The organism is Cupriavidus sp. 01T418, assembly GCF_056398885.1.
Map to the genome: position 1 here is coordinate 219,303 of NZ_JBFTQG010000004.1, position 25,063 is coordinate 244,365.

At 61.0% G+C, this 25,063-nt stretch carries 19 protein-coding genes; 18 read left to right on the plus strand and 1 reads right to left on the minus strand.

The genetic code is table 11. From position 1 onward, the window contains the following. The first annotated feature begins 68 nt into the window (after positions 1 to 68). From asnB (AC1DQ3_RS07025) to asnB (AC1DQ3_RS07110), 18 genes are all read left to right on the plus strand, one after another. Positions 69 to 1,985: an asparagine synthase (glutamine-hydrolyzing) gene (asnB, locus tag AC1DQ3_RS07025; RefSeq protein WP_477119542.1), complete on the plus strand. Its 1,917-nt coding sequence runs from the start codon at positions 69 to 71 to the stop codon at positions 1,983 to 1,985. Beyond that, a complete protein-coding gene (locus tag AC1DQ3_RS07030; protein ID WP_477119457.1) occupies positions 1,982 to 2,908 on the plus strand; it encodes an NAD-dependent epimerase/dehydratase family protein in 927 nt (308 codons plus the stop codon). The genes asnB (AC1DQ3_RS07025) and AC1DQ3_RS07030 overlap by 4 nt, the downstream gene beginning before the upstream one ends. Continuing rightward, positions 2,886 to 3,569 (plus strand): metallophosphoesterase family protein, encoded by a 684-nt coding sequence (locus AC1DQ3_RS07035; RefSeq protein WP_477119458.1) that lies wholly within the window; start codon positions 2,886 to 2,888, stop codon positions 3,567 to 3,569. Before AC1DQ3_RS07030 ends, AC1DQ3_RS07035 begins: the two co-directional genes overlap by 23 nt. A gap of 3 nt (positions 3,570 to 3,572) precedes the next feature. Further along, the gene (locus tag AC1DQ3_RS07040) at positions 3,573 to 4,658 is read left to right on the plus strand and encodes an ATP-grasp domain-containing protein (RefSeq protein ID WP_477119459.1); all 1,086 of its coding nucleotides are present in this window, start codon (positions 3,573 to 3,575) and stop codon (positions 4,656 to 4,658) included. Then, the gene (locus AC1DQ3_RS07045; RefSeq protein ID WP_477119460.1) at positions 4,655 to 5,809 is read left to right on the plus strand and encodes a class I SAM-dependent methyltransferase; all 1,155 of its coding nucleotides are present in this window, start codon (positions 4,655 to 4,657) and stop codon (positions 5,807 to 5,809) included. Before AC1DQ3_RS07040 ends, AC1DQ3_RS07045 begins: the two co-directional genes overlap by 4 nt. Next, complete coding sequence (locus AC1DQ3_RS07050; protein ID WP_477119461.1) at positions 5,806 to 6,567, plus strand: polysaccharide deacetylase family protein; 762 nt, start codon at positions 5,806 to 5,808, stop codon at positions 6,565 to 6,567. Before AC1DQ3_RS07045 ends, AC1DQ3_RS07050 begins: the two co-directional genes overlap by 4 nt. Before the next feature lie 149 nt (positions 6,568 to 6,716). Next, positions 6,717 to 7,445, plus strand: coding sequence for a WbqC family protein (locus tag AC1DQ3_RS07055; protein ID WP_477119462.1), 729 nt, complete (start codon positions 6,717 to 6,719; stop codon positions 7,443 to 7,445). A gap of 60 nt (positions 7,446 to 7,505) precedes the next feature. After that, the gene (locus AC1DQ3_RS07060; RefSeq protein WP_477119463.1) at positions 7,506 to 8,792 is read left to right on the plus strand and encodes a glycosyltransferase; all 1,287 of its coding nucleotides are present in this window, start codon (positions 7,506 to 7,508) and stop codon (positions 8,790 to 8,792) included. Further along, positions 8,786 to 9,943 carry an ABC transporter ATP-binding protein gene (locus tag AC1DQ3_RS07065; RefSeq protein ID WP_477119464.1) on the plus strand — a complete coding sequence of 386 codons (1,158 nt, stop codon included), beginning with the start codon at positions 8,786 to 8,788 and terminating at the stop codon, positions 9,941 to 9,943. The genes AC1DQ3_RS07060 and AC1DQ3_RS07065 overlap by 7 nt, the downstream gene beginning before the upstream one ends. 10 nt (positions 9,944 to 9,953) lie before the next feature. Continuing rightward, positions 9,954 to 11,165, plus strand: coding sequence for an ABC transporter ATP-binding protein (locus AC1DQ3_RS07070; RefSeq protein ID WP_477119465.1), 1,212 nt, complete (start codon positions 9,954 to 9,956; stop codon positions 11,163 to 11,165). Positions 11,166 to 11,178: 13 nt separating this feature from the next. Beyond that, positions 11,179 to 11,964: an ABC transporter permease gene (locus AC1DQ3_RS07075; protein WP_477119466.1), complete on the plus strand. Its 786-nt coding sequence runs from the start codon at positions 11,179 to 11,181 to the stop codon at positions 11,962 to 11,964. A gap of 42 nt (positions 11,965 to 12,006) precedes the next feature. Beyond that, positions 12,007 to 14,451 (plus strand): hypothetical protein, encoded by a 2,445-nt coding sequence (locus AC1DQ3_RS07080; protein ID WP_477119467.1) that lies wholly within the window; start codon positions 12,007 to 12,009, stop codon positions 14,449 to 14,451. A 120-nt stretch (positions 14,452 to 14,571) separates the two neighbouring features. Next, positions 14,572 to 16,458 carry an asparagine synthase (glutamine-hydrolyzing) gene (asnB, locus tag AC1DQ3_RS07085; protein WP_477119468.1) on the plus strand — a complete coding sequence of 629 codons (1,887 nt, stop codon included), beginning with the start codon at positions 14,572 to 14,574 and terminating at the stop codon, positions 16,456 to 16,458. 57 nt (positions 16,459 to 16,515) lie between these two features. Next, positions 16,516 to 17,454 (plus strand): NAD-dependent epimerase/dehydratase family protein, encoded by a 939-nt coding sequence (locus AC1DQ3_RS07090; RefSeq protein WP_477119469.1) that lies wholly within the window; start codon positions 16,516 to 16,518, stop codon positions 17,452 to 17,454. 10 nt (positions 17,455 to 17,464) lie between these two features. Next, positions 17,465 to 18,403 (plus strand): NAD-dependent epimerase/dehydratase family protein, encoded by a 939-nt coding sequence (locus AC1DQ3_RS07095; protein ID WP_477119470.1) that lies wholly within the window; start codon positions 17,465 to 17,467, stop codon positions 18,401 to 18,403. Positions 18,404 to 18,422: 19 nt separating this feature from the next. Further along, entirely contained in the window at positions 18,423 to 19,475 is a 1,053-nt protein-coding gene (locus AC1DQ3_RS07100) for an NAD-dependent epimerase/dehydratase family protein (protein WP_477119471.1), read from the plus strand. A 529-nt stretch (positions 19,476 to 20,004) separates the two neighbouring features. Next, positions 20,005 to 21,459 carry a glycosyltransferase gene (locus AC1DQ3_RS07105; protein WP_477119472.1) on the plus strand — a complete coding sequence of 485 codons (1,455 nt, stop codon included), beginning with the start codon at positions 20,005 to 20,007 and terminating at the stop codon, positions 21,457 to 21,459. Between the two features lie 3 nt (positions 21,460 to 21,462). Then, complete coding sequence (gene asnB, locus AC1DQ3_RS07110; protein WP_477119473.1) at positions 21,463 to 23,373, plus strand: asparagine synthase (glutamine-hydrolyzing); 1,911 nt, start codon at positions 21,463 to 21,465, stop codon at positions 23,371 to 23,373. Between the two features lie 231 nt (positions 23,374 to 23,604). On the opposite strand, the gene argH is transcribed toward asnB (AC1DQ3_RS07110), so the two are convergent. Beyond that, positions 23,605 to 25,014: an argininosuccinate lyase gene (argH, locus tag AC1DQ3_RS07115; RefSeq protein ID WP_477119474.1), complete on the minus strand. Its 1,410-nt coding sequence runs from the start codon at positions 25,012 to 25,014 to the stop codon at positions 23,605 to 23,607. Positions 25,015 to 25,063: the final 49 nt, after the last annotated feature.

A 25,063-nucleotide genomic window follows, 5' to 3' on the forward strand; every position in this document is an offset into this window, starting at 1 on the left:
CTATGAAGGTGCCGGTTGACCCGACCGGCGACACAGAGGCGCCCGAACGAGGCGCGCTACCCGACAGTATGTGCGGTATTACAGGCTTGATCCACATTGACGGCAAGGCCGTGCCTCTTGACGTCCTCAAGGGCATGGCGGATGCGATCGCGCACCGCGGGCCGGACGGCGAAGGGTTTTGGGTCGAGGGCAATGTTGGCCTGGGGCATCGGCGCCTGGCAATCATCGACCTGTCGCCGGGCGGCCATCAGCCAATGGTGTCAATGGACGCACGGTACGTCGTGACATACAACGGTGAGCTCTATAATTACCGCGAATTGCGCGTCGAGCTGGAGAAGCAGGGCGTCCGGTTTCGCTCCCGCAGTGACACCGAGGTGCTGCTGGCAGCGGTGACGACATGGGGCGTGGACAAGGCGCTCGCACGGTTCAATGGCATGTTCGCGTTCGCGCTGTGGGACCGGCAGGCACGAACGCTGCTGCTGGCGCGTGACCGCTATGGCGTGAAGCCGCTTTACTACGCTACACAGGGCGGTACCTTTTCCTTCGGCTCGGAGCAGAAGGCCATTCTTGCCCTGCCGGGATTCCGTCGCGTGCTCGACAAGCCGGCATTGCTCGAGTATTTCACGTTCCAGAACATCTTCTCGAGCGGTACGCTGCTCCAGGATATCAACATCCTGCCCGCCGGCTACTATGGGGTGCTCGACCTTGGCGCTTTGCGTCCGGCGCTGCGGCTCACGCAGTACTGGGATTTCGATTTCCGCGAACCAGAGCGGCCGCTGCGCGACGAGGAGTACAGGGAGGAGCTGGACCGCCTTTTCCGTCAGGCGGTCAATCGGCAACTGGTCACTGACGTCGAACTCGGCAGCTACCTGAGTGGCGGCATGGACTCAGGTTCCATTACCGCGATCGCCGCGCAGTCGTATCCGTACATCAAGACCTTCACTTGCGGCTTCGACCTGAACTCCGCCTCAGGGATCGAGCTGGCTTTCGACGAGCGCAGCAAGGCTGAGTACATGTCGTACCATTTCCGCACCGAGCACTACGAGATGGTGCTGAAGGCGGGCGACATGGAACGTGTGCTGCCGAAACTCGCGTGGCACCTCGAGGAGCCGCGCGTCGGGCAAAGCTATCCGAATTATTATGCGGCGAAGCTGGCGTCAAAGTTCGTCAAAGTCGTATTGTCCGGCGCCGCCGGCGACGAGCTTTTCGGAGGGTATCCCTGGCGCTACTACCGGGCCGTCGTTAACGACGACTTCGAGCATTACGTCGACAAGTATTACCAGTTCTGGCAGCGGCTGATTCCGAATTCCGCATTGAAGAGCGTGTTTGCGCCGATCTGGCGCGACGTCGAGCATGTCTGGACGCGCGACATCTTCGCCGGCGTGTTCAAGCACCATGCCGACCAATTGTATTCGCCGGAAGATTACATCAATCACTCCCTGTATTTCGAGGCGAAGACCTTCCTGCATGGATTGCTGGTAGTCGAGGACAAACTGAGCATGGCGCACGGACTGGAATCGCGCGTGCCATTTCTCGATAACGATCTGGTGGACTTCGCGATGCGTTGTCCCGTGCACTTGAAGTTGAACAACCTTGCTGACGTCGTCAAGCTCAACGAGAACGAGCCAGGCCAGAAGAGCCAGATTTACTTTGAACGCACGCACGACGGCAAGCAGATCCTGCGTGACGCCATGCAGCGGCATATTCCCGCGGACGTGGTCAAGGCGGCCAAGCAAGGCTTTTCCGCGCCAGACGCGAGCTGGTTCAAGGGCGAGAGCATTGACTTCGTAAAGCGCAAGCTGCTCCGCGACGATGCCCGGATTTACGAAGTCATGGATCCCGGCGCCGTTCATAAATTGGTAAATGAACATCTGTCTGGCGAGAAAAACCGGCGCCTGTTGATCTGGTCGTTGTTGAACGTCGATGCCTGGCTCGAACAATTCCTCGACGCCGGCGCCGGTGGCCATGTGCAGGTGGCGTCATGACGGAGCGCATTGTCGTCACCGGGGCAGCTGGGTTGATCGGTGCGCATGCCTCAGCGGCACTGCGCCGGCAGGGTTATGAGGTCGTGGACGTCGTGCGCGTACCGGCTGCGTTGCCTTGTACGGCGGGACAGCAGGTCGTCCTGGATCTGAGCACGCCGCACGCTGTTGACGGCTTGCGGGCGCTTCTTCCGGTGTCCACGCTCGTGCACTGTGCGGCATCCCTGCCGACGGCTTTCGAGGGACATGACTCGCAGCGCGTGGCGGAAGTCAATCGCGCGATCGACCACTCGGCCATCGAGTTCTGTGCAGCGCATGGTGTGCGGCTTGTATACTGCTCAGGGACGGCGGTCTATGGATCGTTGCTCGAAGCCACGCCAGTAGGCGAGGCACACGAACTGGCGCCTCACGAAGGCTACATCGCGGAGAAGGTTTGGGCCGAGCGGGAGATCATGGCTCATGTCCCGTCAAATGCGATACTACGGATCTGCGCTCCCTATGGCGTGGGACAGCGTTCCCGAACCGTCATGCGCATCTTCATCGAGCGTGCGATTGCGGGGCAGGCCATCGGATTTTTTGGCAGCGGGACGCGTGAGCAGGACTTCCTGCACGTCGACGATCTCGCCGCGCTGATCCTGCATGCGGTGGCGCGCGGTGACGTGACGGGTGTCTTCAACGCGTCGGGCGGGCGACCGGTCACGATGAGGGAGCTCGCGTTGCTCGTCAGCCGCGTCGTGTCCAATGGGGCTGTCGAAGTCTGCGGCACCGATCAGCCAGACCCGCAGGATGGTGTGCGTGCGCGGTTTGACCTGGCGCAAGCAGGTACGCAACTGGGCTGGAGTCCGGTGATTTCGCTCGAAACGGGCATCGCCGACTGGGCTCGGTCGTTGCGGGAGGAGAAACATGCGTCTCGCGATCATTTCTGACATTCACGGCAACCTGCCCGTGCTCGAAGCTTGCCTGGCAGAAATCGCCGCCAGGCAGTGCGACCGCATCATCTGTCTCGGCGACGTATTTGGCTACTTTCCGGATGGCGCCGCTTGTGCGGAACGGCTGCAGGATGCCGGTGCCGAGTGCCTGATGGGGAATCACGAGGCAATGCTGCTAGGGCAACTGCCGTTGCCGGATGCCAAGGATCAGGTGTATCGACTCGCCGAGCAACGCAGTCGGATGCCGGCGGGGTTAATGCGGAAGATTCAGGGGTGGCTGCCCTACGCCACGGAAACGATCGGCGCCACGCGGCTCCTGATGGTCCACGGTTCGCCATGGCAGCCTTTGACCGAGTACGTCTACCCGGACGCCGACCTTTCGCGTTTCGCGTCGTTGCCGTTTGACGCGGTATTCATGGGCCATACCCATCACGCGTTCGTCCGGCGCGTAGGTGATGTCCATGTGTGCAATACCGGTTCGTGCGGGTTGCCCCGCGACATCGGGCGGCCATCGTTTGCCGTCTTTGACGCGCCGGCCGGCAACATCGAACTGGTCCGCCTCGAAGTGGATCTGGCGCAACTCCGCAGTCGCTATCCGGAGTTGCATTCTTCCATATACAGTGTGTGGTCACGCGGCATTCAAGCTGACAAAGAGTAAACGATGGAAAAGATTGCAGTCATGGTCACCGGCGTCGGCGGTGGCGGTCACGGGGAACAGATCCTGAAGGCGCTTCGGCTGGCCCGGACGCCTTTCTACGTGATCGGCGGCGACATGAATCCCTACAGCATGGGGTTAGCGGAAGTTGACGTACCCTACCTGCTGCCCCCGGCGACCGACCCGCGCTATATCGACGAGGTCCTGAAGATCTGCGCGCGGCATGACGTCAAGGCGTTGTTCCACGGCAGCGAGCCCGAACTGAAGGCGATGAGTGCCCAGCGTGACCGGATTGTCGGCCAGGGTATCTTCCTGCCTATCAATCCCGCTAGCGTGATCGATCTGTGCATGGACAAGGCGGCGACTTCTGCCTGGTTGCTCGACAATGGTTTCGACGTGCCGCGCACGATCGCGATCGAGCAACTCTCGGACCTCGAGCAAGTGGACTTTTTCCCGGCGGTGCTCAAGCCGTCCGTGGGCGGCGGCGGGTCGAACAATATTTTTCTCGCACAGGATCGAGCGGAACTGAATTTCCTGGGCACATGTCTGTTCCAGACGATCGGCACATACATCGTCCAGGAGTACGTCGGTGACACGGATTCGGAGTTCACCGTCGGCGTTCTGTGTGACATGGACGGTGCGCTGCTAAACTCGATCGCGGTGCGCCGCATGATCCTCTCTGGACTGAGCAATCGTATCCGCGTAAAGAACCGCACTGGCAATCCCGCCTTGGGTGACATTCTGGCAATCAGCAGTGGCGTGTCGCAGGGCGAGGTTGGGCCATTCCCTGAAGTCACGGGCGTGTGTGAGCGGCTGGCCACTGCGCTTGGTTGCCGCGGTGCCGTCAATATCCAGTGCCGTTATGCGAACGGCAAAGTGTATGTCTTCGAGATCAATCCGCGTTTTTCGGGAACCACGTCGCTGCGCGCGATGGTCGGCTATAACGAGCCGGACGTGCTGATCCGCAAGCACGTTCTCGGCGAATCGATCGCGCCGCGTTTCCCTTATCGGTCGGGCCGCGTCGTGCGCGGCCTGGCCGAAGTGCTGATGCCAGACAATCTGCTGGACCGGAATCGGGAGGCGGGCCAATGAACCGCGTCGAGTCCTGGGCAGTGGGCTCGCTGCCTTTCTTTTACACGTGTCAACCGAATCCCACCAACGCGGCGCAGGGGTTGCCGGACAAGCTGCCATTCGAACTCGAATTTGATCCTGACGACGGGCTGGTGCGCCAGCGCTGGCGTCCGGAAGTCGATCAAGCGCTGAGCGCTGGTTATCTGCATGGCTCCGAGATATCCGGCATGATGGAGGCGGAAGGGATTGGCCGCTTCTATGCCGACGATTTTCTGGCGTTCATCGAGCGCGGCGAGGGCCCGTTGGCTGGCAAGCGCATCCTCGAGATCGGCTGTGGCACGGGTTATCTGCTGTCGCGCTTGCGCGATCTGGGTGCGGAGGTGACCGGCATCGAGCCTGGCGAACAGGGTCAAGACGGTGCAAAACGCCATGGAGTGCCGATTATCCACGGATTCTTTCCGCACCCAGACGTGGATGCGAAGTTCGACGTGATCATCGCATATGGTGTAGTCGAGCATATCGTCGATCCGGTGCAATTCATGCGGCAGGTCGCCGCACAATTGGCGACGGACGGCGTGGCATACATTGCCGTCCCGGATTGCGAGCCCTATCTGCGCCGGGGAGACATCTCCTGCCTGCTGCACGAACACTGGTGCTATTTCACCGCAGATACGCTGGCGGGCGTGCTGGCGCGTGCCGGCCTGGGCGCGGAAGTCTCCAACTCAGGCTTCGGTGGCAGCCTGTACAGTCGCTGTCGCCTGGGACACGGTGTCGAAGCCGTCGCCGACAAGCCAGATGCTATGCTGTTCCGGCAGTTTCGCGAACGTGCAGGCGCGGCTGCCGCGCGTATGACGGATGTGCTGAGCAGTACCGATGGCGAGATCGGACTCTATGTGCCCGGGCGCGTGGTGAATCTGCTGTCTACACTCAATGCGTCGGTGTTGTCCCGACTCCGTTTTTTCGACGACAACTCTCGCATGACCGGTCAGTTCTTTCCCGGCGTTCCTGTGCCGATCGAGAACTTCGCCGGACTGGTCTCACGCCCACCGGCCCGGCTGTTCATTGCAACCCGGAGCTTCCAGGACGCGATCGTAGCGCAACTGCGCGACGCTGGAGTGGATATCCCGACGGTCGGTTGGGCGGACGTCTTTGAGGCAGAGTCCGTGAAATGAGTGCATCCGATCAACACGATTATGCCGACTTCACGCGCGAAAACTATCGCCGCTTGCTGCGGCTAGCGCGTGATCGCTACGTCTTTCAGGGCTATGGTGACGATCTGGCGTTGGCGCAACCGCCGTTCGTCCTCTGGCGTCATGACATCGACATGTCGGTGCACGCCGCGCACCGGCTGGCAACCATCGAACACGAAGAAGGTGTACGTGCGACCTACTTCTTGTGGATCCATTCGCACTTCTATAATGTGTTCGAACGCGAGATCAGCGATCGGATTCGAGACATCGCGCGGATGGGGCACGATATCGGCTTGCACTTCGACTGCGACTATCATGACGCTGGTTCGGAGGATACCTTCCTGTCACAGCTGCGCGTCGAGGCGGATTGGTTGTCAAACCATTTCGACGTACCGGTTGGAGCGTTCTCTTTCCATAATCCGGACGCGTGGTCGTTGGCCCATGACCAATTGCGTTACGCAGGCCTGGTCAATACCTACGCGGCCTGTTTACGGCAGGGAATCGACTACTGCTCCGATTCCAACGGGTACTGGCGACATCGGCGGCTTGAGGATGTTATCCTCGCCAACCCTGCGCGGCTGCAAGTGCTTACCCACCCCGAGTGGTGGACGGACACGCCGATGAGCCCCCACCAGCGCGTCGAGCGCTGCATCGAGGGCCGTGCGAAAGCAGTGCGGCGGTTGTATGAGACGCAGCTCTCGGCATTTGGGCGGAGCAATCTTGGCAGCGATGACAAGTGAGATCACGCGTCGGTCACTCTATATGTCACGGTGGGAGCGTACCGGCCGGTGCGCTCGATTGCTGACGCAAAGCGAGCCTATCGGCTAATACGCCATTGGAACGGACAGCAATCATAATCAAAGTGCACATCTGAAATTGGGAAAATACAATGCGCGATAACCGCCGCCTTATATGCGCAATTCACCAGCCAAATTTCTTTCCTTGGCTCGGTTATTTCGACAAGATCGCAAAAGCGGATGTATTTTTGCTGATGGACAATGTGCAGTTTCCCAAAAAGGCGGGGACCTGGATAAATCGCGTGAAACTTTTGTCTGGTGGCGGCTCATATTGGGCGACGGCTCCGATAGATCGGAAATTTCACGGTACGCGACTGATTCGGGATTCGCAGTTCAGCTCTGAAGAAACAGCGTGGAGAGAGAAGCTGCGCCGCTCCATCGTCATGCAATATGGCAAGACATTGCATTTTGCTGAGGTATTTCCGGCTATTGAGCGGTTGCTGATGTTCGAAACGGATAACATTGCGGAATACAATATCAATGCGATTGTGGGTACCTGCACGCTGCTTGGGTTGGACGCTGGGAAACTGCGCCGAGGCTCCTCGCTTCATGTCGATGGCAGTGCCACGGCCTTGTTGATTCAAATGTGCGAAGCCGTCGGCGCAAGCGTTTATCTTTGCGGGGGAGGCGCATCCGGCTATCAGGATGATGAGGCATTCCGGGCTGCAGGCATCGAGTTGGTGTATCAGAATTTCGAGCACCCAACATATTCGCAGGGCAAGGCTTCGTCATTTCAGCCTGGGTTATCGACGATGGATGCATTGATGCATTGCGGTGTCGCGGGCGTACGGGGAATGCTTGGTGTGGGTAACAGCCAGTAGGATTGTGGATGGCATGGATAAGCATGGCGCGCCGGCGTTTGTGAAAATGTGGAATACAGGATGTTGAAGCGTCTTTTTTTGAGTGATTTTTTTCGTAAACACCATCGAATTTTGATCGATTGGCTCATTGGGCCAATTTTTCGACTGCGAGTGAAGTGTTTTCCACGTAAGGCAGTTCTTTACGTGGGGCATTCCTACTATCACGCCTGGTACCTTTCCAGATCGCTACGCAAGCTCGGCTGGAAAGCTGATGTGCTCAACTGGGACACTAACGAATCTTCCGCAATCTATTACCACGGTGACGATTACAGATTCAAGGCCGATGACGACGTGCAGGATCAATTGGCTTTCTATTTGCGCTCGATTCTCGATTACGATATTTTTCATTTTTCCAACAAGGGCGGGATTGCGTACAGCTATCCCTTGCAGGCTTATTTCCGGGATCGCTTCGGCATCCACTCCGAAATCGAGCTCTTGCGCAAGTTGGGGAAGAAGGTTGCCTACTCGCACACCGGCTGTCTCGATGGCGTGTCACAAACCGCCTTCAGCAAATGGGGGCCCCATTCCGTCTGCGCGATTTGTCCATGGCGCAATCGTCCCGACGTTTGTAGCGACGAGGGCAACCTCGCGTGGGGCCAGTTTCGTAATTCCGTGTCGGACTACCAGTGCACGCTCGGCGGAAACCGCGCTGACTGCAATATGGATCCGAGGGTACATGAGACACCGGGTTTCTTCTGCCTCGATCCGGACGTTTGGCGTCCCGATCTGGTGATCCCCGAGCGTTTTCGCCTGAAATTCCCGGAAGGCACGATCAAGCTCTATCACGCAGTCGGCAATCTCGATACGCGGACGGATGAGAATGGCGTCAATATCAAGTCGACGCATGTCTACCTGCCGCTCATCGAGCGCCTGAAGCAGGAGGGGTACCCGATCGAACTGCTCTCGTATTCCAACGTTCCCAACACGGAGATCCGCTTCTACCAGGCGCAGGCGGACATCGTTCTGGACATGCTAACCTACGGTTTTTTCGGCGCAAATGGCCGCGAGGCATTGATGCTGGGCAAGCCTTTCGTGTGCTTCGTGCGGCCAGAATGGCTGGAGAGCATGCGCGACGAGATACCCGAGTATGTCGATGAACTGCCGGTCGTCAGTGCGACCCCGGAAACGGTCTATGACGTGCTCAAGGATCTCCTCGATAACCCGGAAAAGCGGGCTGAAATCGGCCGTCGTAGCCGGGCGTTCGCGGTGAAATGGCATTCCGCGGACAGTGGGGCCGTCCATTTCGACAGGGTTTATCAAAGCTTGTTACGCGGCAACGCCGAGTTCAGGGGAGAGACCACATGCTAGAGCCGCAGGAACGGAGTGTTGCGTTAACATGTCGCAATGTCGGCAAGACGTTCCCATTGCAGCGAGAGGGCAACGTCTGGCGTCTGATGGTCGGACTGCCGACGGTTGGCAAGTCCTTCACCGCATTGACCGACGTTTCTCTGTCGGTGCCGAAAGGCAGGATCGTCGGTATCCTTGGACATAATGGCGCCGGCAAGAGCACGCTGTTGCGCGTGCTGGGCGGGGTCTACCAGCCGACGATCGGCACGATTTCGGTCGAAGGCTCTGTGTGCGGCCTGTTTGAAATGGGGGGTACAGGCAATCCCCATCTGACTGGCCGTGAGTACGCGCATCGCTACTTCATGCTGATGGGCGTGCCTCGCGACCGTCATGCCGCTTTGCTGGAAGACATTGAGGCCTTCTCTGAACTCGGGGCTGATTTTGACCGCCGCGTTCTGACGTATTCGGCCGGGATGGCCGCGCGCCTGTATTTCGCGACGGCGACGGCGATCGAGTACGACGTCTTCCTGATCGACGAGTTGTTGTCCGTGGGCGACGAACACTTCCAGGCGAAATGTTGGTCCCGAATGCGCAAGCTGTTGCTCAACGGTGCATCAGGCATTCTGGTCACGCACGACTGGGTCGCAATCCTGCGCCTGTGCGAGGATTCGCATATCTTGCGGCGCGGCCGCATCGTCGACAGCGGCGCGAGCGACGCGGTGGTGGTCAAGTATCTCGGTTTGCCGGTTCCCAGCGCCCGGGTTGCGCGCTTCGCCGAGACCAATGGCATGGAGTTCCGGGCGACGTCGGGGTGCGATGCAACGTTACGCTTTGAAATCGAGGTGGACGAACCCGCCCGGGTGGCGTTTGTCTACTCGATAGAGATGATGCGCATCGGCACCGGGTGGGAAGTCCTCATGCTCGAGAGCAATGTCCTTGTTGCCGAGACCGTCGGCCGTCACGAGGTCATGCTTGAGATCGACAGCCTGCCGCTGGTGGCCGGCGAATACTCGCTGAACGTCGCATTGAACCGGTACCAGGAAGGTCCCGTCGGCGCAGCCGAATCGTTCGATGCGCGCGGGTGGACGACGGGTAATGGATGGAAACTTGAAGTGGACGGAACCCCCTCTGCCACGGCAGTCAATGTCGCCGTCGATGCGACTATCTGGTGAATCTGGCGTCATGGATCTGCATATCAGTCTGAAAGCATTGACCAAGGCATATCGGCTTGCTCACTCCGAGTCGGGCGAGATGCTCGAACGGATGCTGGTGGGAGCCGGCGCAGACGACACGAAGCCGGAAGGCGAGTACAAGCTCGCTGTCGATCATGTCGATCTGCACATCACGCAGGGCGAGCGGGTCGGCATCATTGGCCGCAACGGCGCGGGCAAGTCGACTCTGCTGCACATGATTGCCGGATTGTCGAATCCGACGTCGGGCAGTGTCGAAGTCAATGGCAAGGTGACGGCCATTATGACGTTGGGGCTCGGGCTGCGCGAGCACGCATCGGGACGCGACAATATCTACATTGACGGCGAGATCCAGGGCAAGAGCCGAGCTGAGATCGACGCTGTCATCGACCAGATCGTGGCATTTGCGGAACTCGGCGAGTTCATCGACCTGCCCGTGCGGACCTACTCGACCGGCATGAAATCGCGCCTGGCGTTCGCGATGATCAGCTGCATCGAGCCCGAGATACTGATCATCGACGAAGCGCTCTCCGCCGGCGATGCGCAATTCGGCAAGAAGGCCACGGCCAAGATCCGGGAAATCTGCAATACGGGCAAGATCGTCATTATCGTGTCGCACTCGATGAAAGCGATCAGTGACATGTGCGATCGGTGCATCTGGATCGATGGCGGAAAGATCGTGATGGACGGGCCGTCGAAAACGGTGACGAAGGCCTATCTCGATGCGGTGCGCGGTGAGGATGAAGCGCGGTTGCTGGAGCGCTTCAAGCGCGAAATGCAGGATTTCTCGGCCGGTCCGGGCTGGCGGGTCGAGTTGTTGCATGCTACGCATGAAGACGAAGCCGATCGCACCTTGCTGATGGCAGGGCAGACTGCCTCCCTCCGGACAATCTTCGCCGTAGCCGAATGCGACGATACGACCCGGGTGCGTTGCGTGATCACGCGGCTCGATGGATCGGTCATGCTTGATTACGCCGTCGACGCACGCGATTATCATCGCGATGGAAAGATACGGGTGGCCTTCGGCATGGCATCAATCGTGCTTGGCCCGAGCGTCTACCGGCTCGATGTCAGCGTGTCCCATCGGGGGGATACGAAAGCCAGTTCGTGTAAGATCTTCGAGATTTACTCACTGAATCCTCCGTCCGGGGGTAAGCCGATGCTGTTATACCCGTCCCGGGTGCGCGCCCGCTCAATTTCCTGATTCTGGATAACCCATGTTTGGTTTCAACAAACGCGACGTAGCGTTGACGTTCAACTTTCTTGTCGTGAACTTGCGCGACAAGTACCTCGGGTCGAAATTAGGCGGGGTGTGGGCAATCGCCAATCCGCTGTTCATGCTGGGGCTGTTCACATTCGTGTTCGGTTTCGTCTACAAATCGAAGCTGCCCGGTGCCGACACGACGCTCGCTTATGTGATCTGGCTGATCAGCGGTTATGGCCCGTGGATTGCGGCATCCGAGGCGATTTCGACTTCGGCGATGTCGGTGGTCGGTGCCGGTGGCCTGATCAAGAACCTTGCGTTCAAATCCGAGGTATTGCCCATCGCGGCGGCGGCGACCGGCATCGTGCCACTCGGGGTCAGCATAGTGTTTCTCGTTATCCTGATGATTTTCGACGGTAATGTGCCAACCTGGCATGTCGTCTGGGTGCCGCTTGTCATCTGCCTGCAGTTTTATTTTGTCGCGGCGCTTGGTATCTGGCTGTCGGCGCTGACCGTATTTATCCGCGATATTTCCTTCGTGATTCCGAATGCGCTGACCATGCTCCTGTTCGGGACACCGATCTTCTACCAGATCGAGTCCATGCCACGGATCATCCGCTTCGTGTCGCAGTTCAATCCCTTCTACATCCTGGTCGAAGGGTATCGGCAGCCGCTGGTGCATCATCAAAGTCCAGGCGCGACCGGCCTGGCATATGTGTTCGTGTTGTCAACGGTGCTGTTCTACCTTGGCTTGCTCGCATTCCGGCGGGTGAAAGGCCATTTCGAAGCCGCACTCTAGCGCGGATAGAGGAACGCGATGAAACAATGCGTAGGAACTGAAGTGATTGCGACGCTGATTGAACGTTTCGATTGCGTTGTCATGCTTGACGACGGTGCGACCGATAGCGCGATGTTGCGCCGTGATGCCATGCGCCTGCGCATGGTGCTTCCGGTGGTTCTGGTGTCGCCGCCGGCGGCGACGTGGACCGACGAAGCATTGCCGGCTGCGATCGAGCCTTTTCCCATGCCTGCGCCGCTCGATGCCGAAGGTGTCGAGTCGTTGGTCACATACCTGGCCCAGCGCGGCGTGGCGCGGCCTCTGTTGTGGGTTGGGGAGGCCAGCGCCGCCAATGCATTGTTTGCCGCCTGGCCGAATGCCTTGCGGATCATGCATTTGGGGCGCACGGCGCCGGACGAGACGGATGCGAGTCTTCGGCAGGCAGCAAAGGTTGATCTGCTCATCGTCGACGACGAAGCGGCGTATGCCCTTGCGCGAGTGGAATACGGCCAAGCCGTTCCGATCGTTGTCATTGGCGAAGCGCTTGACGCCGAGCCTACGCTTGCACGCCCCGTGGCATTGAGCGACGCCGGCTTGGGCGTGGCGCTGGATCCGGAGATATTGCACGCACTCGTCCACCGTCTGCCGTGGTGGGACCTCCACGTCGCAGGAGATAGCGACCGCTCCGGCCCCGCATGGCAACTCCTGAGCAGTCACCCGAGCGTGCGCGACCTCGGGCCAGTGGACGCGGCCTCACTGACGAGCGCTGCCACGGCCATCGTGCTGCCCTGTGCTTCCGATGCTGATTCCGCAGTCGGCGTGCGGCTTGACGCGCTGATCGCGAGCGGTTTGCCGGTTATCGCGTCGCCGGCGCTTGGTGCGAGCGCCGGGGTAACGCTTGCAAGTTCGCTCGACGCATTCGCGGATAATCTTCGGCGTGCCTGGGCGTTTGCCAACCTGGCGGGCCCGGCGCAGGATTGTGCCTGGCTCGGGGCGGTGGCGAATGCCATCACCACACGCTTGCAAGCGATGCTCAGCGCGGAGGTGCATGGCCGCCTCAACATTCTGTTGCTGTATGACGACCGTTCGACGTTTACCAGCACGGTCCTGGAGCACCTGGAGTCGTTCGCGGCGTTCTCGCGGCACAGTTTCCACTACATGCCAGCGACGGGCACGCCGATTCCGTCGAGCGCCAGCTTCGACATCGACCTGTCGATGTTCGATGCCATCATTTGCCACTACTCCGTGCGCCTGTCGCTGCCGGACTACTTGCAGGCCCGCATCGCGGCCAAGCTTGAGCGTTTCCACGGTTTGAAGCTCCTGTTTATCCAGGACGAATACGACACCACGGAGACTGCACGCCGCTGGATGGAGCGGATTGGCTTCGACGTGGTCTACACGTGCGTCCCCCCCAGCGGCAGGGAGTATGTCTACCCGAAACACCGCCTGCCACGTATCGAATTCCTGCAGACGCTGACCGGCTATGTCCCGATGGATACGGGCATTGACAGCTATGCACTGCCAATCGAGGCACGCGCCACGCGCATCGCCTATCGTGGCCGCATGCTGCCCTACCACTATGGCACGCTCGGGTGGGAGAAGTACCGGATTGGCGTCGACGTCAAGCGGCTGGCGCAAGAGCGAGGCGTATGCATCGACATCGAAGTCGACGATAGCAAGCGGATTTATGGCGCGGACTGGTATCGCTTCATCGGCTCGGCGCGGGCAACGCTCGGCACGGAAAGCGGTTCGAACGTGTTCGACTTCGACGGCACGGTGCGCAGCCGCATCGAGGCCACGCTGGCCGCTGACCCGCAAACGTCTTTCGAGACCCTCCAGCGCGATCTGTTGGCGCCATTGGAAGCGCAGGTTCGCATGAATCAGATTTCGCCGAAGATTTTCGAGGCGGCGAGGTTGCGCACGGCGCTGATCCTGTTCGAGGGGGAGTATTCGGGTGTCGTCAAGCCGTACGAGCACTACCTGCCGTTGCGGCACGACTATGGCAATCTCGACGAAGTGCTTGCGGCGCTGGAGGACATCCCCCGCCTGCGTGAGATGACAGACCGGACGTACCGAGACCTCATCGCCAGTGGACGGTACGCCTACCAGACATTCGTCCGGGGCATTGACGCTGACATAGAAAGCCGTTTGGTGCGGGGACCCCGCCATCGCATCTTCGCCGCACCAGCGATGGTTTGCGATGAGCTTGGCACGGTATCGCGATTCGAGCCTGACCAGGTTGCGGCATGGTGCCTGTTCGACGAGGTCTTGTGTCGCGCGACAACGCGCGAGCAGGCGTCCGAACTGTTTCATCCTTATGTGCCGCCTCCGCCGCCTCCGCCGCCGCCGCCCGTTGACCGGTCGCTGAAGGCGCGGGTTCGTCCGATGGTGCGGGGCATAGCCGGGCGCCTTGTGCGTCAACGCGCATTCGTGGCCGTAGTCCGGCCGGCGTGGCGGCTATTACCCGCGCGGCTGCGCCGCGTACTCGGCCCGAAGATCCTGGGCTGAGCCAGGCGGCGAATTCAAGTCGTGTAGAATATCGGGCCGGTGACGGGATCCGTGACTTTCGCTCGGTGACTGGAGTGCCGGTAGCGTTAGTGTTTTGTTCATCACAGGGGAACGTCGCGGATGTGCGGGATTTTTGGGTTCTTGACGGCTCGGGGCAACCCGATCGAGACAGACGCTCGATTGCAGCAAGGGATTGCTGCGATTCGTCACCGCGGCCCCGATGGCGACGGTATCTGGCGCACCCCTGATGGGGATGTCGGGCTGGCGCATGTACGTCTGAGCATCATCGACCTGGCGACCGGTGCGCAGCCCATGCGTTCCGGCTCGGGCAATGTCATCACTTATAACGGCGAAATCTACAACTACCTCGAATTGCGGGAGGAGTTGGGCGCCGAGAATTTCACCACGCATTCCGATACCGAGGTCATCCTGCGCGCCTACGAGCGCTGGGGTGCCGATTGCGTCGATCATCTGCGCGGCATGTTCGCCTTCGCGATCTGGGATGTGCGTCGGCAAGAGTTGTTCATCGCGCGCGATCGCTTTGGCATCAAGCCCTTCTACTATCACGCTGAGGGTAGGGAATTCTGCTTCTCATCCGAGATGAAGGGGCTGTTGGGGGCGTTGCCGAATCGGGATATCAATACCGCGGCGCTCAACGAGTACTTCTCCATGCAGTTCTGCCTGGGCGAGAAGACGCTGCTCTCGGGCGTGCGCCAACTGCTGCCAGCGCATTGCGGATACGTCAAGCCAGGCGAGCAGCCTCGCCTGCGGCGCTACTGGGAAGTGTTCTACCATCTTGACTGGGACCATACCGAGCGCTATTTTGTCGAGCGTTTGCGCACGTTGCTGGACGATTCCGTGGCTTTCCACATGCGCAGTGACGTGGAGGTCGGCGCATATATCAGCGGCGGTGTTGACTCGAGCCTGATTGCCGCCAGCGCCCGCGAGCATCGGCCGGATGAGCGCTTTCAGGGATTTACCGGCAAGTTTTCCCTGAGTGAAGCGTTCGATGAGTCGCACTACGCCAGGGCCGTTGCACGCGACAAGCGCATCGACCTGCACGAGATCGACATCACCGAACAGGACTTCGTCGACAACATCGAGCGCGTCATTTTCCATCTGGACCAGCCGACGGCGGGGCCAGGCGCATTCCCGCAGTACATGGTGTCGAAGCTGGCCAGCCAGCACGTGAAGGTTGTGCTTGGCGGGCAGGGCGGCGACGAGATCTTCGGCGGATACGCGCGGTATCTCATTGCCTATTTCGAGCAGTGCATCAAGGGGGCGCTCGACGGTACGATTCACAACGGCAACTACGTCGTCACGTACGAATCGATCATCCCCAACCTGCAATCGCTGCGTGCCTACAAGCCATTGCTGCAGGAGTTCTGGTCTTCCGGGATCTGGGAGGAGCGGGATTCGAGGTACTTCCGCCTGATCAACCGGGCCAACACGTTCGGCGACCTGCTCAACACCGACATGTTCCACCCGATGGCGGCACTGGCCGAGTTCAAGGAGATCTACTGGGGCGAAAATGTGGGCAAGGAATCGTACTTCGATTCCATGACGCATTTCGACTTCAAGACGCTCCTGCCGGCACTGCTGCAGGTCGAGGATCGCATGAGCATGGCGCATGGGCTGGAGGCGCGAGTGCCATTCCTCGATCACCGCCTGGTCGAACTTGCTGCGACAATTCCCTCCAACGTAAAATTTGCCGACGGTGAGTTGAAGCGCCTGCTGCGGATTGCGTTTGCCGAACGCTTGCCGCAGGAGATTCGCGCGCGCAAGGACAAGATGGGTTTCCCCGTGCCGCTGCAGGTCTGGCTTGGCCGCAAGGGCGTGGCGCGCGAATTCGTCAGCGACATCCTGAACAGTTCCGCCGCGCGGACTCGCCCTTATCTTTCGAGGCCGATCGACGTCGACGCCCTGATCGACGGGAAGAACGTATACAGCCGTAATTTGTGGGCCTTGCTAAGCCTCGAGCTCTGGCATCGCCAATTCGTGGATTGAACCGATTCCGGGCGGTCGCAGACCGTCGAGTGAAATCATTGCAATGGGATGACGAAAATGAAAGTATTTGTGACGGGTGGTTGTGGGCAGATCGGTTCGCACATCATCGAACTGCTGCTCGAACGCGGTGACCAGGTGGTTGCCATTGACAACCTGGCGACGGGCCGCCGCGAGCATCTTGGCGATCATCCGAACCTGGAAGTCATCATCGACACCATTGCCGACAAGGCATTGATTGACCGCGTGATCGGTGAGTTCAAGCCCGATGCGATCGTTCATACCGCCGCATCGTACAAGGACCCGGAAGACTGGTACAACGATACGCTCACCAATTGCGTCGGCGGCACCAATCTCATCCATGCAGCGAAAGCCAATGGCGTCGGCCGCTTCATCTATTTCCAGACGGCCCTGTGCTACGGCGTGAAGCCGCTGCAGCAGCCGATCCGCCTCGATCATCCCAAGTTGCCGGCGAACAGCTCGTATGCGATCTCGAAGACGGTCACGGAAGACTATCTCGAAATCTCCGGCGTCGACTACGTGTCGTTCCGTCTGGCCAACGTCATCGGCCCGCGCAACGTCAGCGGCCCGCTGCCGATCTTCTTCGACCGGCTGACGCAAGGCAAGAAGTGCTTTGTCACGAAGGCGCGCCGCGACTTCGTTTTCGTCAAGGACCTGGCGCGCTGCGTGATTCGCGCACTCGACGGCACCGGTCATGGTGCTTACCATTTCTCGTCGGGCGGCGATGTCGCTATCCAGGAACTCTACGATGCCGTCGTGGCCGCCATGGCCCTGCCGGCGTACCCGCAGCCCGATGTGCGCGAACTCGGCGAGGACGATGCACCGTCGATCCTGCTGGATCCGTCGCGCACCTACGCGGATTTCGGCAAACTGGAGTTCACTCCGCTGTCCGAAATCGCCAGTGCCGCGGTTGCGTACTTCCGCGAGTTCGGCACCTTCGGCGGTTACACGCACCTGAAGCACGCCGAAAGCAAATAAGGGGACGGGTATGCGGATCTTTATCACCGGCGGTGCCGGCTGTCTCGGCTCCAACCTGATCGAGCACTGGATTCCCGCGGGGCACGAAATCCTCGTGCTCGACAACTTCGCGACTGGTAAGCGCGAAGTCCTGCCGCAGGTCGCCGGGCTGGCGGTCGTGGAAGGCAGTGTCGTGGACAGTGCCCTTGTCGATCGCCTGATGGGCGAGTTCAAGCCGGACATCGTTGTGCACAGCGCCGCGTCGTACAAGGATCCGTCGGACTGGCTCGAGGATACCGCCACCAACGTCACCGGCAGCATCAATGTCGTGCGGGCGGCCGAGGCGCATGGTGTTAAGCGCCTGATCAATTTTCAGACGGCGCTGTGCTATGGCCGCCCGTCGAGCGTGCCGATTCCTGTGGATGCGCCGGTCGCGCCGTTTACGAGCTACGGTATTTCGAAGACCGCCGGCGAGCAGTTCCTGCGCTCGGCGCAGATTCCCGTGGTGTCGTTGCGACTCGCCAACGTTACCGGGCCGCGACTGGCCATCGGGCCGATTCCAACCTTCTACAAGCGCCTCAAGGCCGGTCAGAAGTGTTTCTGTAGCGATACCGTGCGCGACTTCCTCGACATGGAGGACTTTCTCGCACTGATGGACCAACTGCTCGGGGAGTCGGTGCCGGCGGGCGTGTACAACGTGTCGACTGGCGAAGGCCATTCGATCAAGGAGATCTTCGACATCGTCGCGGATCACCTCCAGTTGCGTGATGTTGCGCCGCCGCCGATCGTGCCGCCCGGCGCGGACGACGTGCCCGCGGTAGTGCTGGACGCAAGCGTTACCACTGCCACGCTCGGCTGGCGCGCGAAGCACAATTTCGAGCAGACGATTCGGCGTCAACTGGACTGGTATGACCAGCACGGCGTGACGGATATTTTCAGCCACCTCGCCGCGCAGCCGACGGGCCGGTGACTACTTTCTGGACTGACAAATGAGTGAACTGGACTTCAAGGGATCGAAGATCCTGGTCGTGGGTGGCGCAGGCTTCGTAGGTTCGAACCTCTGCCACGCGTTGCTCGCACACGCGCCGCGCGAACTGGTGATCGTCGATAACCTGCTGTCGTCGAATCTGGCGAACGTGCCCGATCATGCGGCTGTGAACTTCATTCTCGGTTCGATTGCGGATGACCGGGTACTGGACAAACTGCCGCGCGATATCGATTTCGTTTTTCACCTGGCGTGCTATCACGGCAACCAGTCGTCGATTGCGGATCCGATTGCCGACCACGACAACAATACGATCACGACGCTGAAGCTGTTCGATCGCCTGAAGGGCTTCGAGAATCTCAAGAAGGTAGTCTATGCCGCCGCCGGTTGCGCGGTCGCGGAGAAGACCTTTGACGAAGCGTCGGCGACGCCTGAAGACGCACCGATTTCGATGTATCACGACAGCCCGTACTCGATTTCAAAGCTCATCGGGGAGTTCTACGGCAACTATTACTTCACGCGCTACAAGATGCCGTTTGTGAAGGCGCGTTTCCAGAACGTCTATGGCCCGCGGGAAATCCTCGGCGCGGGGCGCTGGCGCGGCACGCAACACACCGTGTGGCGCAACGTCACTCCGACTTTCATCTGGAAGTCGCTGAATCACGAGGCGCTTCCGCTTGATAACGGCGGCAATGCCAGCCGCGACTTCATCTTCGTCGAGGACATGGCGCGCGGACTGATGCGCTGCGCCCTGGCCGGCGAGCCGGGCGAGGTGTACAACCTCGCGTCGGGCGTGGAAACGAATATTCGTACGCTCGCCGAGACGATCAATCAGTTGACGGCCAATCCCACACCGGTCGACCTTCGACCGGCGCGCGACTGGGACCGTTCCGGCAAGCGGTTCGGGGCCACGGAGAAGGCGCGCCGCGAAATCGGATTCGTCGCGGAAGTGGGCTTGGATGAGGGCCTGGCCAGGACCGTCGCCTGGACGCGGGAGAACCAGGCACTGATCAAGCAGTGCATGGATTCGCATGACTACATGATGCGACACATCTGAACGCACTGTCTGGCCGACGCGCGGAAGTACGCTGGCCGGCGCATCGTGCGTTCTTGCGGGCGGCGGCTTGCCAGTAGGCCCCATCGGGTTCGCGCAATGCGTAAAGGGCTGGCCGCTTGCCCTGGCTCCCGCGCATCCACGCCGCCTCGCAAAACAAGGCATCCGGGCATTGTCGAAATTGCTCCCGGTCCATGTGCGGCGTGGCTTACGCCAGCGTCCCGGCGGCCATGTTGGCCGGTGCGCCGCGCGTACCATGGAAGGCGGGCGTACGCTCGGGCTCCGCATGGTGGTGTGGTAACATGCTTGTCCTTTTTCCAAGTGTTCTCGATTTAGTCGAGTGGGAATCATGGGATTCCCGCCTCGCCGCAACATTGCGCGACGGTATTGATCCAGGAACAGTGCGTAAGTCAGGACGCATTAGTTAGGTCGCATTTTCCTGTGGATCGTGAGGCGCACGACGACAGCATTTTGGCACCGCGCCGGGATAGACGAAGTCATCCCGGATGCCGGATTCCAATGCACATCAAGGATGTCAACAGACAATATGGCAGGAAGATCCAGCGAAAGTTCATGCGCTACTGCAATCGAGAACATGTCGATACGTACTTCCGAAAAACCCGTCGCTGAGCCCGGCACAGCACGCAAGCGCGTTGCATGTGTCATCGCCCTTTCGGATATTCCCAATGACCCGCGCGTACGTCGGCAATGTGATGCATTGCATGACGCGGGGTGGGATGTTGTCGCGGTCGGTGTTCCCGGCACGGATGATCCGAGCTTGCGTTGGCCTGTCAATGTCCGGGGCGAGCCCGAAGCCAGTGTTGGCGTGCAGCCCCGGCAGGCCGCGGCTGTGGCCGCGGTGGCGGGGGTGCCTGCCGTCGCGGATGCGCCAGTACCCCGGCCCAATGCCCTGAAACAAAAGGTCAAGCGTTTCGTGGGGCCGCGCGTCTGGTCCTCGCTGGCGAGGTCCCGAAATCTGCTGGCGAAGATCCGGCATCGTCTTGAAGCACGTCCAAACACCCTCTACAAACTGCACTTCCAGCCGGAGTTCGCCGAGACGGTCTACTGGTCGTGGCCGAATATCCAGCAGCTGCTGGCAGCTGCGAGTGGTGTCAAGGCGGACCTCTGGCTTGCCAATGACTGGACGGCGTTGCCGATCGCGGCGCGCCTGGCGGCTCGCGATGGCACCTCGTATGTCTACGATTCGCATGAGTTTGCCGTCGACGAGTACGCGCAGCGACTTCGGTGGCGCCTGATCAACCGGCCGATCGTCCGAGAGGTCGAGCGGCGCTACATCAAGGGCGCGAAGGTGGTCTCCACCGTGTCGTCCGGCATTGCGGATGCGCTCGAGAAGCTATACAAGCTGCCGTTGAAACCGGCCGTGATCCGGAATGCGCCCCAGTTTTCACAATCCGTGTTCCGCCCGACGGGCGAATCGATCCGCCTGCTGTACCACGGTATCGTGGCGCCCGGGCGCGGTCTCGAAGAAACCATCGCCAGCGTACCGCTCTGGCGCCCGGAGTATTCCCTGTACATTCGCGGCCCGGGTGACGCTTACTACCTGGAGGGACTGCGCAGCCTGATCAGCTCGCTGAAGCTTGAGTCGCGCGTCATCATGCTGCCGCCGGTGCCGATGATCGAACTCGTATCGCAAGCGCGAGAGTTCGATGTGGGGTTCTTCGCACTCAAGGCGCATTCGCTGCAGAACCATTATGTTCTGCCAAACAAATTCTTCGAGTACACGATGGCCGGCCTGGCGCTTTGCGTCAGCGATCTGCGGGAAATGACGCGTCTGTGCGAACAGTACGGTCATGGCGTCGTTTTCGAGGGGCTCTCCAAGGAGACCATCGCGGCTACGGTCAACGGACTGACGCGCGACAGCATCGATCGCATGAAGCACAAGGCGATCGTGGCATCCGAAGAGCTGTGCTGGTCCAATGAGGCGGCGCGGATGCTGCGTCTCTACAACGAACTCGTGGCGAATTGATTCATGTGTGGAATTTGGATTTCAGTTGGCCTCGCGCCGGATGAGAAGTACCTGGACGTCATCGCGCATCGTGGGCCTGACGGCCACGGCCTGAAGACATTCGAGATCGGCGGTCGGCCAGTCACGCTGGGACACCGTCGGCTTGCGATCATCGATACGAGTTCCGCCGGTTTGCAGCCGATGGCATTCGCCGACGAGCGATATTGGCTGGTCTTCAACGGCGAGATCTACAACTACCGTGAACTGCGCACGGAACTCGAGGCCAAGGGCGTCGTGTTTCACACGCATTCGGATAGCGAGGTGCTGATCGCCGCCTATGCCACGTGGGGCGAGGCTTGTCTCGACCGCTTCGTTGGCATGTTCGCCTTTGCGATTCTCGATCGCGCCACCCGCAAGCTGTTCATTGCGCGCGACCGTTTCGGCATCAAGCCACTGTATTTCGCGGCGACCGGGGCAGGCCTCGCGTTCGGCTCCGAAATCAAGCAGCTGCTGGAGATGCCGGGACTCGCGCGGCGCGGCAATGTCGCCCGCCTGTTCGACTTCGTGTCTACCGGCATCACCGATCATACCAACCAGACGCTGTTTGCCGACGTATTCCAGTTGCGTGGCGGCGAGAAGCTCACCCTCGACCTGGATAACTTTAACCCTGGTCGGCCGCTTGCACCGCAGCGCTGGTATCGCCTGCCGGAGCCCGGCAGCATCAAGCTCGACGCGACCGCGGCAGCGGAGCGCTTTCGCGAACTGCTCGACACGTCGGTTGGCCTGCATCTGCGCTCCGATGTGCCGGTGGGGTCGTGCCTGTCGGGCGGCCTCGACAGTTCCGCGATCGTGAGCCTGGCATCGCGGCGTCTCGCCGGCGAGGCAGATGGCGGCCACATGCACACCGTCAGTGCCTGCTATGCGGAAAAACGCGTCGACGAGCGGCCGTTCATGGAGTCCGTCGTCAAGCAATCCGGCTGCCGGCCATACTACATCTATCCGCGTTATGAGGACGCGTTCAGCCTGGCCGAGAAAATCACCTGGCACCAGGACGAGCCCTACGGCAGCACCAGCATCTTCGCTCAGTGGAGCGTATTCTCCGAGGCGCACACGCAAGGCATTACCGTCATGCTCGACGGGCAGGGTGCGGACGAGCAACTTGCCGGTTACCACGGTGGCTACAGCTACCACATGAACATGCTGCTGGACCAGCGGCGCTTTGGCGAATTGCTGGGCACCGTGCGGGAGCGCCAGCGCGACCTCGGCGTGCCGATCAAGGAGCAGCTGCGCACCCTGTTCGGGCCGCGCCTGCCATATCTGCTGCGCGGGTGGTTGGCAAGGCAGGCGGCGGTGGTCGGCGGCGGCGGGCCGGACTGGCTCAGTTCGGAGGCATTCACCACGCTCAATCCACGCAAGGGTGCGTTCCAGACTGCGCTCGATCAGGACGGTTTGCCGCCAGTCACCGATATCGGCGGCTTGTGCCAGGCCATGGTCCAGGCGACCAACCTGCCGATGCTGCTCAAGTACGAAGATCGCAACAGCATGGCGCACAGCATCGAGGCGCGCGTGCCATTCCTCGATCACCGGCTCGTCGAGTTCACGATCGGCCTGGGGAACGAGCACAAGATGCGCGGCAGCGAGACCAAGTCGGTGCTCCGCCGGGCCATGCGCGGCATCATGCCCGACATGATCTGCGACCGGCGTGACAAGCTTGGTTTCACCACGCCGGAAGAAGAGTGGTTTAGAGGGCCGCTGCGCGGCGCCATCATTGACGGGATGGAAGAAACGCTGCGGCGCTTCCCCTCGCTGCTCAATGCCGAAGGCACGCGCCAACGGGTGCATGCTGCGCTGGATGGCCGTGGCCCCGTGGACTTCACGCTATGGCGTATCGTGAACCTCGGTATCTGGAGCAAGGTTTTCGGCGTAACAGTCTGATAGTCTGATACTGCTTGCCTGGATGAAGGTGCCGGCGGCAGTGGCGTGCCGTCGCACCATGGCGCCTTGCCACCGCGCAAGCCTGCGGTTTCGCTGACGCCGGAGATCAGAGATGCCCGGCGGCTTTGTGCCGGCGATCGACAAGAGTACCCATCCACCGCGCTGCCAGCACCCGCCCTGGAGTGCCGGCAGCCGTAGTTCCTCTGGTTATTCCTCTGGTTATTTCTGTTATTACAGTGCCGCGCGTGCCGCGGCAATCGCCGCGCGCACCTGCGCCGGCGCGGTGCCGCCGATATGGTTGCGTGCCGCGACCGAGCCTTCCAGCGTCAGCACCGCGTGCACGTCGTCGCCGATCAGCGCGGCCTTGTCGCCCAGGCCGGTGACCTCGCGCAGCTCGGCCACGGTGAGGTCGGCCAGGTCGCAGCGGCGGTCGTCGCAGGCGCGCACCGCGTGCGCCACGGCTTCGTGGGCATCGCGGAAGGGCAGGCCGCGCTTGACCAGGTAGTCGGCCAGGTCGGTGGCGGTGGCGTAGCCCTGCAGCGCGGCGGCGCGCATGGCTTCCGGTTTGACGGAGATGCCCGGCACCATGTCGGCGAAGATGCGCAGCGTGTCGGCCACGGTGTCCACCGTGTCGAACAGCGGTTCCTTGTCTTCCTGGTTATCCTTGTTGTAGGCCAGCGGCTGGCCCTTCATCAGGGTCAGCAGGCCGACCAGGTGGCCGTTGACGCGGCCGGTCTTGCCGCGCGCCAGTTCGGGCACGTCCGGGTTCTTCTTCTGCGGCATGATCGAGCTGCCGGTGCAGAAGCGGTCGGCGATGTCGATAAAGCCGACGCGCGGGCTCATCCAGATCACCAGTTCCTCGGAGAAGCGCGAGATATGCGTCATCACCAGCGCGGCGGCGGCGCAGAACTCGATGGCGAAGTCGCGGTCGGAGACGGCGTCCAGCGAGTTGCGGCACACGCCGTCGAAACCGAGCTGCTGCGCGACGAACTCACGGTCGATCGGGTAGCTGGTGCCGGCCAGCGCGGCGGCGCCCAGCGGCAGGCGGTTGACGCGGCGGCGGCAGTCGGCCATGCGCTCGGCGTCGCGCGTGAACATTTCCACATAGGCCAGCAAGTGGTGGCCGAAGGTGACCGGCTGGGCCACCTGCAGGTGGGTGAAGCCCGGCAGGATGGTGTCGGCGTTCTTCTCGGCCAGGTCCAGCAGCGCGCCGCGCAGTGCCCCCAGCAGGCCGATGAGGGTGTCGATCTCGCTGCGCAGCCACAGGCGGATATCGGTGGCGACCTGGTCGTTGCGCGAGCGGCCGGTGTGCAGGCGCTTGCCGGCGTCGCMGACCAGCGCGGTCAGGCGCGCTTCGATATTCAGGTGGACGTCTTCCAGGTCGAGCTTCCACTCGAAGCTGCCCGCCTCGATCTCGCCGCGGATCTGCGTCATGCCGCGCTCGATCTCGGCGCGGTCGGCTTCGGCGATGATCCCTTGTTTGGCCAGCATGGCGGCGTGCGCCAGCGATCCCTGGATGTCGAACAGCGCCAGGCGCTTGTCGAAGAACACCGAAGCGGTGTAGCGCTTCACCAGGTCGGACATCGGTTCGGAGAAGCGGGCGGACCAGGCTTCGCCTTTCTTGGCAAGTTGGGAGGTCATGGGCGGTAAGGCTGGGTTGGTTCGCAAGCCGGCGGCAGGCCGCGGGGGC